Origin of the sequence: Paenibacillus sp. FSL F4-0122, assembly GCF_038002845.1 — a bacterium.
Classification (GTDB): domain Bacteria; phylum Bacillota; class Bacilli; order Paenibacillales; family Paenibacillaceae; genus Paenibacillus_AQ; species Paenibacillus_AQ odorifer.
In genome coordinates this window covers 1,942,623-1,954,941 of sequence record NZ_JBBODI010000001.1, presented here as the reverse complement: position 1 = coordinate 1,954,941, position 12,319 = coordinate 1,942,623, and the positions used below count along the sequence as shown (strand labels likewise).

The window sequence follows — 12,319 nt, the reverse complement described above, 5'->3', positions numbered from 1 at the left end:
AGTGCGCTGTGTGCTTTTTTGCGCGGAACTTTCTTTTGAAAGGATGCTTTTATTTTACATAAAAAGGTGACATTACTCATTTTCGTTAAAGATCTAGGATGCTAATATTAAGGCATTTACTTTGGCGCTTTAGAGTGGCATAACAGCAGAAAGTGACAGAGAGTACTTTTCTTTGGTAGAGAGGATGAAAGAGATGGGGAAAGCAACCGGATTTTTAGAGTTTGAACGACAGACACCCTCCGAGTGTGAGGCATTGGAGCGAATTAAGAATTGGAATGAATTTTCGATTCCTATGGATGAAGAAAAGCTGCGCGAGCAAGGGGCACGTTGTATGGATTGCGGTACGCCATTCTGTCATGTAGGACGTCTGTTGTCTGGTATGGCTTCCGGCTGCCCTTTGCACAACTTGATTCCTGAATGGAACGATATGGTCTATCGTGGAAATTGGGAGATAGCGCTAAAACGTCTGCATAAGACAAACAACTTCCCTGAATTTACAGGCCGTGTCTGTCCTGCTCCTTGTGAAGGCTCTTGTACGGTAGGGATGAACGGCAAACCTGTCACCATTAAATCTATTGAGAAGTCAATTGTAGATAGAGGTTTTGCAGAAGGCTGGATTGTGCCTGAGCCGCCACTTCATCGCACGGGTAAGAAGGTTGCTGTAGTGGGTTCAGGTCCGGCAGGCCTTGCCTGTGCGGCACAGCTTAATAAGGCTGGACATACGGTGACTGTGTATGAACGGGCGGACCGGATTGGCGGTCTGCTTACCTATGGTATTCCCAACATGAAGCTGGATAAAAAGACTGTGCAGCGCCGGGTGGATCTGCTTGCGGCTGAGGGTATTACCTTCGTAACTCGAACAGAGATCGGCCGAGATCTCCCAGCTTCACAGCTCAAGGCAGAGCATGATGCTGTGGTACTGTGTGGTGGATCTACACAGGCACGTGATCTTCCGATAGAAGGACGTGATCTGCGTGGGATTCATCAAGCTATGGAGTTTTTAACGCTGAATACAAAGAGCCTACTGGATTCAGGGCTTGCAGATGGCGAGTATTTATCTGCAGCAGGTAAGGATGTAGTTGTAATCGGCGGTGGGGATACTGGAACAGACTGTGTGGCCACCTCAATCCGCCACGGCTGCCGCAGTGTAACACAGCTCGAGATTATGCCACAGGCGCCGCTGACTCGTCAGCCTAACAATCCTTGGCCGGAATGGCCAAAGGTGCTTAAAGTGGACTATGGTCAGCATGAGGCCGCTTCACTGTATAAAGAAGATCCACGCCGTTATCTGGTTTCGACGAAACGGTTTGTCGGCGATGAGGGCGGGCAAGTGCAGGAGCTGCGTACAGTGCGCGTTGAATGGACCCGTAATGAACAGGGACGAATGGTACCGGTCGAAGTGCCGGGCAGTGAGGAGACCCTGCAAGCGCAGCTGGTATTGCTGGCTTTGGGATTCACAGGGCCTGAAGAAACTGTACTGGGCGAGCTTGGGGTGGAACGCGATGAGCGGGGGAACGCCAAAGCAGAGTTCGGAGCACAAGCAACCAATGTAGAAGGTGTGTTCACAGCAGGTGATATGCGGCGCGGGCAAAGCCTTGTAGTATGGGCTATTGACGAAGGGCGTCAGACTGCGCGCGAAGTAGACCGCTTTTTGATGGGATCCTCGAATTTGCCGTGAGTATTAAGATATAGCGAGCTGGGCGTTCCTTTGGGAACGTCTGCTTTGCGTTGTGGTATGTTCAAGGTTAAGATTATTGTCTAAGCACATATTTACTTAAGTTAAGTTGAAAAGGAGAATACATGATGAAGTTAATGTTTATTTCCGACATTCACGGATCTTTATTTTGGCTGGAACGGGCTTTGGAAAAGGTAGAAGAAGAGCAGCCGGACAGTCTTATTATTCTAGGAGACTTCCTATATCATGGTCCAAGAAATCCGCTGCCGAAGGACTATAACCCACAAGAGGTTGCTAATAAGCTTAACGTATATAACAAAAACAAGCCGATAACCGCAGTGCGTGGAAACTGTGACGCCGAGGTAGACCAAATGCTGCTGGAATTCCCGATGATGGGCGATTATGTAATGCTTTTGCACGAAGGCAGACGGATTTACGCTACACATGGTCATGGCTTTAGCATTGAGCATTTGCCGGCGCTTTCCGAGAAGGATATTTTTATTCAGGGACATACCCATATACCAGTTGCCGATGTAAAGGAGGGAGTGTACGTGCTGAACCCCGGCTCCATATCGCTGCCTAAAGAGAATAATCCGAATTCCTATGCTGTTCTAGAGGGCGGGGAATTTATCGTTAAGGATTTTGAAGGCAATGTGGTAAAAAAGATTACCGTATAGTGAGAGGGATCGTTTAAAGGAACTCCTGAAGATTGAGAGATTGAACAAGGGAGACAATGCCAAAGGACAACATTACCAATCCGGATAGTTTGTTGAACAAGAGCTGTTTCGAACGTCCTGACATTATGTTGTTTCTGAACAAAGCGGTGCTCCCTGTCAAACCCATCCACCATAATGCGGAACCCAGAAAGACGCCGCTAACTAGAAACGGCATATTGGAGCTGCTATGAGACAGAAGGACGCCTGATGCGCTGAATACGCCAAGGAAAAAAATAATTGTCATGGGATTGGACAACGTCAGCAACAGCGTTACCGTGTATGAATTCAGTGAGCTTTTTGGGGAATTGGGTTCTGTTAGCTTCGTTGTAACGGATGAAACTTAAATTTTTTAACTGTAAAATGGGGGCTGCGAAAAAAAATTCCTTCCAACATTATTAATGTCCCAGGGAATTGAGCACTAGAACATATTATTGTATGATGAGGAAGGAGTTTTAAGGGCAGGAATGGCTCCAAATATATTAGTAAAGGTAGTTAACACATGAATCCTAAAGATTTGAACTATACAATGCCACCGGAATGGGGCAAGCATGAACGTACTTTTATCTCCTGGCCGGTGCAGGAATCTATGTGTTTCCCGGACAACCACGAGTCAGTGTGTCAAGGTTATGCTGACATTATCACAGCCATCGCCGAGTTTGAACCGATCACGGTCATTGTGAACCCGGAGGACGTGGAGCGGGTAGAACATCTGGTCGGCGGACCGAATGTAACGCTGCTGCCTATTGCGCATAGCGATGCTTGGCTGCGTGATAACGGACCTACCTTTATTGTTAATAAAGAAGGACAAATGGCAGGTGTGAACTGGAAGTTTAATGCTTGGGGCGGTAAATATTCACCTTGGGATCTGGATGACGAAGTGGCTCCGCAGATTCTGGAGCATGCACAGATCACCCGTTTTGATGCACCGCTTGTGATGGAGGGTGGCTCGATTCATACGGATGGAGAAGGCACTTTGCTTACTACAGAAGAGTGTCTGCTTAACCTAAACCGCAACCCGGAGCTGAAGCGCGAAGAGATCGAAGAGTACGTGCGGAACTATACAGGTACAGAAGCTATTATCTGGCTGAGACGTGGCCTTAGCGGCGATGAAACCGATGGTCACGTTGATAATATTGCTTGTTTTGCTGCACCAGGCAAAGTTATTATCCAGGTCTGTGAGGACCCGCAGGATGAGAACTATGAGATTACGCAAGAAAATCTGCGTATTCTGGAGAACGCTACAGATGCCAAAGGGCGTAAGCTGGAGATTATCAAGATTCAGCAGCCACCACGGGTCGATCATGACGGCAGTCGTCTGACGCTCAGTTATTTGAACTTTTATTTCGTGAACGGCGGAATTATCTTGCCTGTGTTTGGCGGCACCGCAACAGAAACGGATACACTTGCTGAGAAAGTGCTCGCTGGTTTGTTCCCGGATCGCAAGATTCGTACAGTTAACGGAATGGCCGTTATCACCGAAGGCGGGAATGTACATTGCACTACGCAGCAAATGCCTGCACAGCAATAATTTGAAGGAAACTAAACGTCCAAAGGGACATTTATATACAAGGAGGACAGATTCTTGAGAAATGTAAAAGTAGCTGCGACACAAATGAGTTGTTCCAGCAATATTGATGAGAATATCAGCAAAGCCGAGACATTGGTCAGAGAAGCGGCAGCACAGGGTGCGCAAATAATTTTGCTGCAGGAGCTGTTTGAGACTCCGTATTTCTGTCAAAAAGAGAAAGCTGATTATTACGCATACGCAACAGAGCTTGAGCATAACAAGGCGATTAATCATTTCAAAGCAGTAGCCAAGGAGCTGCAAGTGGTGCTGCCAATTAGTTTTTATGAGAAAAAGAATTACGCGCGTTACAATTCACTTGCTGTAATCGATGCTGATGGAACGGTGCTTGGTAAATACCGCAAGAGTCATATTCCAGATGGCCCAGGTTATGAAGAGAAGTTCTACTTTAATCCGGGAGATACTGGCTTTAAGGTATGGAACACTCGTTATGCCAAGATTGGCGTAGGTATCTGCTGGGATCAATGGTATCCAGAAGCGGCTAGAGTAATGAGCCTGATGGGAGCAGAAATTCTGTTCTATCCAACGGCTATTGGTTCTGAACCGCAGGATGGATCGATCGATTCCAAGGATCATTGGCAGACCTGTATGCTTGGACATGCAGCTGCTAATCTTATTCCAGTCGTGGCTTCCAACCGTATTGGTGAAGAAATTGATGAGGATTCGAGCATTAATTTCTACGGTTCATCATTCATTGCAGGTCCTCAGGGCAATAAAATCGTTGAGGCTGGACGTGATGAGCAAACCGTGCTGGTAAGCGAATTCGATCTGGATGCTTTGGAAGTTGGACGGATCGAGTGGGGAATCTTCCGTGACCGCCGGCCGGATTTGTATAAATTGATCGGTTCTTATGATGGAGATATCACACTTTAATAGGTTTAAGGTTAAATCTAAAGGCATTGCTAGGGAGAATACAATCTCTGGCAGTGCCTTTTTGTGTTTGATGGTAATTTTTTGAGAGTGATGTACGTATAAAACTTATAAAATAATAATATTATGTTATATAACCTTACATAAAATAGAAAAGTTAATTGTCATGAATCCTTTAATCTGTTAAAATCTCTTTAAGTTATTTCCAAAAATAGGGGGTATGGAGATATGACAATAAAAAGTCGCGCTTTAATGTCAGTTTTTATCGCATTGGTGGTGGTTGGATTGGTAGGTTGTGGAGCAAATAACAGTAAAGCTGGTAACGAATCCCCGGCAGAGAAAATTAAGTTTGCCAGTGATGCCAGCTACGCTCCTATGGAGTACATGGACACGGATAAAATCAAAGGATTCGACATCGATTTTATTAAGGCAGTTATGGAAGAAGCGGGAATAGACTATGACGTAACGAACACAGGCTGGGAAACGATGCTTCAAAGTGTGAAGCAGGGAACGGAGTATCAAGCAGGGCTGTCTTCAGTATCCATTACGGATGAACGTAAAGAAACCTATGACTACTCCATCCCTTATTTCGAATCTACCAATATGATCATGGTTAAAGAAGGCAGCGACATCAAAAATGCACTTGATCTTAAAGATAAAGTAGTTGCAATACAAGGGGCCACAACTGCAGACGACCTGATGAGCGGAATAATGGGCGTCGACAACCCTAACTTGAAACGTTTTGACAGCAATGCGGTGGCATTGATGGAACTGAATGGCGGCGGAGCCGATGCGGTCGTAGCGGATATTGCCATTGTACGTGAGTACATGAAAAACAATCCTAAGCAGAAGCTGGTGGGGATTGTAGACACGGAGAATTTCGGAGCGGAATATTACGGCATTCTTTACCCTAAGGGCAGTGAGTTAAAAGCGAAACTGGATCCGGCTATTAAGAAGGTATTGGAAAACGGAAAGTACGCGGAAATCTACAAAACTTGGTTCGGCGAAGAACCTAACCTGGATAGCTTATTGAACGCAAAATAAGGAAAAAACCTAATAAGCATGCGTAATGATAGCTATTGCGCATGCTTATTTTTTTAAAGAGAGATGACATAAAGAAGAGAAGGGGAGAGTCCTATGGATTTTAGAATGGACATTATCATTCATTATTTGCCCGTCCTTTTAAAAGGGACACTACTGACTATCGGTATTTCTGTAGTTTCTATTTTATTTGGCTCTATTTTGGGACTGGGGATCGGATTTGGCAAAATGGCCCCAAAATGGTATTTGCGCTGGCCTTTTCATTCATATATCAATTTTTTTCGAGGAACACCACTGTATGTGCAGATTCTGATTGTTCACTTTGGAGTGATCCCCCCGCTGTACGGCAAAACCAATGCTCTAATTACTGCGTTTGTTGCTCTGTCGCTTAATTCGGCTGCTTATTCGGCTGAGATTTTTCGGGCAGGCATTCAGTCGGTTGATCGTGGGCAACGGGAAGCGGCTATTTCACTGGGGATGACTAGTCGGCAAGCGATGAGATTTATTATTTTACCGCAAGCGATCAAACGGATGGTTCCGGCTTTTGGTAACGAGTTTATTGTGCTTGTGAAAGACTCCTCTCTTCTGGCTTTGGTGGCTGCACCGGAAATAATGTACTGGACCAACACGATGAAAGGGCAATATTTGCGGATATGGGAGCCTTATTTGACAGCGGCACTTATTTATTTCATTCTTACCTATTCTCTTAGCAAGCTGCTGAATTACGTTGAACGGAGGCTGAAATAGGATGGAGCCTATGATTTCAGTACGGAACTTACATAAATCATTTGGAACAAATACGGTGCTGGCCGACATAAGTATCGATATTTTCAGTCAGGAGGTAGTGGTGGTTATTGGGCCGTCCGGATCGGGTAAATCCACCTTTTTGCGTTGCCTTAATTTACTGGAGCAGCCGCAGGCCGGCGAGATTGTAATTGAAGGCACTTCTTTGATGGCGGCGAGTACGAAGATTAACGATATCCGTACAGAGCTTGGGATGGTGTTTCAGCAGTTTAATCTATTTCCTCATATGAGGGTTATAGAAAACATTATGCTGGCGCCGGTTCAGGTGCGTAAATGGTCTCCGGATAAAGCGCGGCAAAAAGCGCTGGAGCTGCTGCGAAAAGTAGGTCTAAGTGAAAAAGCAGAGATGTATCCAGCCTCATTGTCTGGGGGTCAGGCTCAGCGGGTAGCGATTGCAAGGGCGCTGGCTATGGAGCCCCAAATTATGCTCTTTGACGAACCAACCTCAGCGCTTGACCCGGAGATGGTGGGGGAAGTGCTGGCGGTGATGAAGGAACTGGCCCGTGAGGGGATGACGATGGTCGTGGTGACACATGAAATGGGCTTTGCGCGTGAGGTGGGGGATCGGGTGCTGTTCATGGAACAAGGTGAGATTGTGGAAGAAGGAAGTCCGGAGCAGCTGTTCGGAAATCCTATGCAAGAACGGACACGATCCTTTCTATCAAAGGTGCTGTAATTTAGTGGAAAGTAGAATCTTGTTATTTTATCAGGTATATTAGAAGAGTAACGGTTAATTCAGGGATTTATATGCAAAATCTGTCGGAACGTGGAGAGGAGGCTCTGGGGATATCTTTTGTTATCATAATCTTGCAGTGATAGAGGGAGAAATACGATGAGCACATTTAAAAACTGGTTAAACACAACCAAAAACGGACTAACAGATCAAGTGAAAAAATTCAAAAATAAAGACTTCATGAACGCGATAGTTGCAGGCTGCGCTTTGGTTGCTGCGGCTGACGGTAAAATAGAAGATGCAGAGAAGAATAAAATGGTCGGCTATATAAATCTAAGTAATGAATTGAAGGTATTTGACATGAGAGATGTCATTGCTCAATTCAACCATTATGTTAGTAACTTCGAGTTCTCTCCGGAAATAGGGAAACAAGAGGCTTTGAAAGCGATCGCTAAGTTTAGCGGCAAACCAGAAGCGGGCCGTCTGATCGTGGGCGTATGCTCGGCAATTGGATCAGCTGATGGTGATTTTGATGATTATGAAAAAGCAGTTGTGCGGAATATTTGTGGTGTCTTAGGATTAAACCCTAGCGAATTCAGTTTATAAATTAGGTGAAGTCATAGATAAAAGTTCGTTGAAACGTAATTTATTCTTTATCGTATCACTGATATAACACCTAAAAGCTAGACTAACAGATAATGATTTTTATCGGAAACGGAGGTACGTTGATTTGGCTGGAATTAATCTGGTAAAAGGTCAAAAGATTGATTTGACTAAAGGTAATGCGGGCTTGTCCAATGTAATTGTGGGCTTAGGCTGGGATCCAATTGAAGCCTCGCGGGGATTCTTTGGAGTCAAGAAACAGGCGAATGTCGACTGTGATGCCTCAGCACTGCTATTAAATGAGGATGGTAAGCTAACTAAGAAGGGTAACCTGATCTGCTTCCACAACAAGCAAAGTCCTTGCAACTCGGTCATTCATTCCGGAGATAATCTGACGGGTGAAGGCGACGGAGATGACGAGCAAATCATGGTTAATTTGAAAGCCATTCCTGCCGATGTTCACAAGGTTCTGGTTGTCGTTAACATTTACGATGCGGTGAATCGCAAACAGGATTTTGGAATGATCAAATCAGCGTATATTCGGGTAATAAATGCTGCCGGGAATAGTGAGTTGATTAAATTCAACTTGTCAGACAACTACACAGGTTTTACGGCACTTATTTGTGGAGAGCTTTACCGCCAAGGTGGAGAATGGAAGTTCGCTGCAATTGGTGAAGGCAGCCACGCCGCTCATATCAATCAACTTGCAGAACGCTACGTATAATCCAAATATAAGAAAAGAGGTATGTAATCATGGCAATTAATCTATCCAAAGGTCAAAAAATCGATTTAACGAAAACAAACCCAGGTCTATCCAAAATCACAGTAGGTCTTGGTTGGGACACTAATAAATATGACGGCGGAAAAGATTTCGATTTGGACGTATCCGTCTTTTTGACCAATGCTAGTGGTAAAGTTGATAAAGAAACAAACTTTATTTTTTTCAATAACAAGCAAAATGAAAATGCTTCTGTTGTTCATACTGGCGATAACCGTACAGGTGAAGGCGATGGTGATGATGAGCAGGTTCAAGTGGATCTTCAGAACATCCCTGCTGATGTAGACAAAGTAGCTTTTACTATTACAATTTATGATGCTGAAGCAAGAAGTCAAAACTTCGGACAAGTTTCCCGTTCTTATGTACGTATCGTAAACGATCTGAACAATGAAGAGCTGATTCGTTTCGACCTCGGTGAGGATTTCTCTATTGAAACTGGTGTTGTTGTAGGCGAACTGTATCGTAATGGTGCAGAGTGGAAGTTCAATGCCATCGGCAGCGGCTATAAAGACGGCTTGAGCGGTTTGACTCGCGACTACGGCCTGCAATAAATTTCGTTGTATATGCCAAAGATGAACCAAATGAATAATGAAGGAAGGTTTTGTCAGTGACGATCAGTCTCTCTAAAGGACAACGGATTGATCTTACCAAGACTAATCCGGGTTTGACTAAGGTAGTAGTAGGATTGGGCTGGGATACTAATAAGTATAGCGGCGGCCAAGATTTTGACCTTGATGCTTCAGCCTTTCTACTGCATGAAGATGGTAAAGCCAAGGGCTCCGATGATTTTGTATTCTACAATAATCCCTCGGGTGGCGCAGGTTCTTTGACTCATACGGGGGATAACCGTACGGGTGAGGGGGACGGAGATGATGAGCAGATTGTTGTTGACTTCAGCAAAATCCCTGCTCATATTCAGCGCATCGGAATAACGGTAACGATCTATGATTACGAAACTCGGGCACAAAACTTTGGACAAGTCTCCAATGCCTTTGTACGTGTGGTAGATGCTTCTAATGATCGTGAAGTGCTTCGCTTTGATCTGGGTGAAGACTTCTCAACTGAAACAGCTGTTGTATTCTGTGAGTTCTACCGCAATGGTGCGGATTGGAAGTTCCAGGCGATTGGAAGTGGCTTTGCCGGCGGTCTAAGCGCTTTATGCAGAAACTATGGACTGGACGCGCAATAGCATCCAAGTGGGCGGGGTCATTACCGATCCTGCCCTTTTTCTAAATATTTAGAGCAGTACAGACTCCACTTTGTGGGGTTCTTTTTTACAAAATTATGGGTTGGTTTACTCCATTTATAAAGGTGGCGTAAGAATGAGTGTTAACGTAGTCAAAGGGCAAAAAGCTGATCTGACCAAAGGCAATGCTGGACTTCATTCTATAATCGTAGAAATCGGCTGGAATGCTCCGGCTGCTCTGGAGATTGATAGCTCTGCTTTCCTGCTTGGATCAGAGGGTAAGGTAAGTAAAGACGAGGATTTAATATTTTATAATAATCCAGCCACTTCTTATATTAGGTATAAGGATGTGCCAGGATTCAATGACCGCAAGCAATTCGAAGTTCAATTGGATAAGATTCCTTCCGATGTGATGAAGATTGCCTTTACACTTACCATCTATGATGGGGAGAAAAGGGGTCAAAGTTTTGGGCAAGTAAGTCAGGCCTATTTTCGGATTCTGAATCAAGTAACAGGTGCGGAACTGCTCCGATGTGATCTCGACAATCTTTTCTCCGTGGAAACGGCCATTGTGGTAGGGGAATTATATAGATATAACAGTGAATGGAAGTTCAGTGCCATTGCAGCGGGGTTTGCCGGAGGTTTGAAAGAGATATGCAGCAACTTTGGTATTGAAGCGAATGAGGAGCCTGCTCCTGCTGCTCCACAGCCGGAGGTTAAGCCGCAGATTCCACCACAAATCTTCGCAACGCCGCCTGCGCAGCCAGTGAAACGTGAAGAGAGCCCTCCACCCACACCTCCGCCTTCGCCAATAAATCTCAACTTGAAGAAAATCGAGCTGAAGAAAAAAGGCGATTCCATCAATTTGAAAAAATCAGCCAGTGGTGATTTAGGGGAAGTGTTGATTAATCTCAACTGGAACCAGAAACAGGGCGGACTCTTTAGTCGTAAAAATGGCGTAGATCTAGATCTTGCTTGTCTGTATGAACTGAAGAATGGCAGTAAAGGAGTGGTACAAGCGTTAGGCAATGCCTTTGGCTCCTTAAATCAACCTCCTTATGTCATGCTTGATGGGGATGATCGTACAGGCTCCGTAACTACTGGTGAGAATTTGCGTATAAATGGTATCAAAATTTCCGAGATTGAACGCATTCTAGTGTTTTCCTTTATTTATAAAGGGGTAACCAACTGGTCGGAGGCCGATGGGGTTGTCACCATCAAACAAGGCGGAGGACCTGATATCATTGTAAATTTGGACGAGCATAACAACCGAAAAGGGATGTGTGCCATTGCGTTATTCCGGAATGTAAGCAATGAAACATTTAGTGTTGAACGGCTGGTGCAATATTACAGTGGTCATCGTGAGATGGATGAAGCCTATGGATGGGGGCTGCGCTGGGTTGCGGGCAGCAAATAATCGATTTTACCGGAGGCGCAAAGTGTAATGGATTGGTTCGCAGATTTTTTTAGAAATATTAGTGAGAATTACGGGCATTTTTTCTCATGGAGTGATGTAGTAGGCACGCTCTCTGATCCTGTGAGCTGGGGGATTATCGGAAGCTTAATTCTACTAGAAGGTTTGCTCTCTGCAGATAATGCGCTTGTGCTTGCCGTTATGGTTAAGCATCTACCTAAGGAGCAGCAGAAAAAGGCACTTTTCTACGGTATCTTAGGGGCTTATTTGTTCAGATTCCTGGCCATTGGACTAGGGACATTTCTTATTAAGTTTACTTTGGTTAAGGTTCTTGGTGCACTGTATCTCTTTTATATCGCATATAAAGGTTTATTTAAGGGCAGTGGCGAAGAGCATACGGAGAATAAAGGCACTTCTTTTTGGAAGACGGTTCTCCTTGTTGAATTAATGGATATTGCTTTCAGTATTGACAGTGTCATTGCTGCATTTGGACTTAGCGATCAGGTTTGGGTTCTCTTTATGGGTGGTATATTAGGAGTTCTGATGATGCGCGGAGTGGCGCAGGTATTCTTGAAGCTTATTGATAAATTCCCTGAATTGGAACAGGCAGCGTTCCTGCTTATCGCCATTATTGCGGGTAAGATGCTAGCGGGTGCTTTTGGCTTTGAATTGCCGCATGTCGTATTCTTTACAATCCTTATAGCGGTATTCGTGGGTACGATCCTCTACAGTGCTAGACGTAAGAAAAAAGATGCCCACAAAAGTGCATGATTAAAAAAGTAATTGCACCATAGAGAAGTCGGAGCCGATCATGCAAGAATAGAAACGCCTGCTTCTTTCAGGTAATCGTATATGTTATAGCGTAGGCCTTCACTTATATTTGAGAGAGCCAAGATGCCATCCCAAGGGACAGTATTGCCGGTTCTGACACTCTCTATGAGGAGAGGTCTACGCTTGTTTTGCTTGGCTTCGCA

The 12,319-nt window shown here is 44.8% G+C and carries 13 protein-coding genes and 1 pseudogene; 13 read left to right on the top strand and 1 reads right to left on the bottom strand.

Annotated features, from left to right (window positions below; translation table 11 throughout):
- Positions 1–193: 193 nt before the first annotated feature.
- Both MHH49_RS08275 and yfcE read left to right on the top strand, forming a co-directional pair.
- Positions 194–1,678, top strand: coding sequence for a glutamate synthase subunit beta (locus MHH49_RS08275; protein ID WP_341042266.1), 1,485 nt, complete (start codon positions 194–196; stop codon positions 1,676–1,678).
- A 125-nt stretch (positions 1,679–1,803) separates the two neighbouring features.
- Entirely contained in the window at positions 1,804–2,352 is a 549-nt protein-coding gene (yfcE, locus tag MHH49_RS08270) for a phosphodiesterase (RefSeq protein ID WP_076316588.1), read from the top strand.
- A 13-nt stretch (positions 2,353–2,365) separates the two neighbouring features.
- Here the strand turns inward: yfcE and MHH49_RS31145 are convergent.
- Positions 2,366–2,707, bottom strand: a pseudogene (locus MHH49_RS31145) (LysE family transporter); the annotation flags it as partial.
- A gap of 183 nt (positions 2,708–2,890) precedes the next feature.
- Here MHH49_RS31145 and MHH49_RS08265 point away from each other — a divergent pair.
- From MHH49_RS08265 to MHH49_RS08215, 11 genes are all read left to right on the top strand, one after another.
- Entirely contained in the window at positions 2,891–3,919 is a 1,029-nt protein-coding gene (locus MHH49_RS08265) for an agmatine deiminase family protein (protein WP_038568299.1), read from the top strand.
- Positions 3,920–3,973: 54 nt separating this feature from the next.
- Entirely contained in the window at positions 3,974–4,849 is an 876-nt protein-coding gene (aguB, locus tag MHH49_RS08260; protein ID WP_036687411.1) for an N-carbamoylputrescine amidase, read from the top strand.
- A 231-nt stretch (positions 4,850–5,080) separates the two neighbouring features.
- Positions 5,081–5,890 carry a transporter substrate-binding domain-containing protein gene (locus MHH49_RS08255; protein WP_076134895.1) on the top strand — a complete coding sequence of 270 codons (810 nt, stop codon included), beginning with the start codon at positions 5,081–5,083 and terminating at the stop codon, positions 5,888–5,890.
- Between the two features lie 93 nt (positions 5,891–5,983).
- Positions 5,984–6,634, top strand: a complete 651-nt coding sequence (locus MHH49_RS08250) for an amino acid ABC transporter permease (protein WP_076124698.1) — start codon at positions 5,984–5,986, stop codon at positions 6,632–6,634.
- Between the two features lie 10 nt (positions 6,635–6,644).
- On the top strand, positions 6,645–7,367 hold the full coding sequence (locus tag MHH49_RS08245) for an amino acid ABC transporter ATP-binding protein (RefSeq protein WP_076220274.1): 723 nt from the start codon (positions 6,645–6,647) through the stop codon (positions 7,365–7,367).
- 156 nt (positions 7,368–7,523) lie between these two features.
- Positions 7,524–7,970, top strand: coding sequence for a tellurite resistance TerB family protein (locus MHH49_RS08240; protein ID WP_076185595.1), 447 nt, complete (start codon positions 7,524–7,526; stop codon positions 7,968–7,970).
- Between the two features lie 124 nt (positions 7,971–8,094).
- A complete protein-coding gene (locus MHH49_RS08235; protein WP_076124695.1) occupies positions 8,095–8,691 on the top strand; it encodes a TerD family protein in 597 nt (198 codons plus the stop codon).
- Positions 8,692–8,720: 29 nt separating this feature from the next.
- Positions 8,721–9,296 carry a TerD family protein gene (locus MHH49_RS08230; RefSeq protein ID WP_036687420.1) on the top strand — a complete coding sequence of 192 codons (576 nt, stop codon included), beginning with the start codon at positions 8,721–8,723 and terminating at the stop codon, positions 9,294–9,296.
- A gap of 56 nt (positions 9,297–9,352) precedes the next feature.
- A complete protein-coding gene (locus MHH49_RS08225; RefSeq protein ID WP_036687422.1) occupies positions 9,353–9,934 on the top strand; it encodes a TerD family protein in 582 nt (193 codons plus the stop codon).
- Between the two features lie 133 nt (positions 9,935–10,067).
- Positions 10,068–11,348 (top strand): TerD family protein, encoded by a 1,281-nt coding sequence (locus MHH49_RS08220; RefSeq protein ID WP_038568304.1) that lies wholly within the window; start codon positions 10,068–10,070, stop codon positions 11,346–11,348.
- A 27-nt stretch (positions 11,349–11,375) separates the two neighbouring features.
- Entirely contained in the window at positions 11,376–12,116 is a 741-nt protein-coding gene (locus tag MHH49_RS08215) for a TerC family protein (protein WP_036687425.1), read from the top strand.
- Positions 12,117–12,319 lie beyond the last annotated feature (203 nt).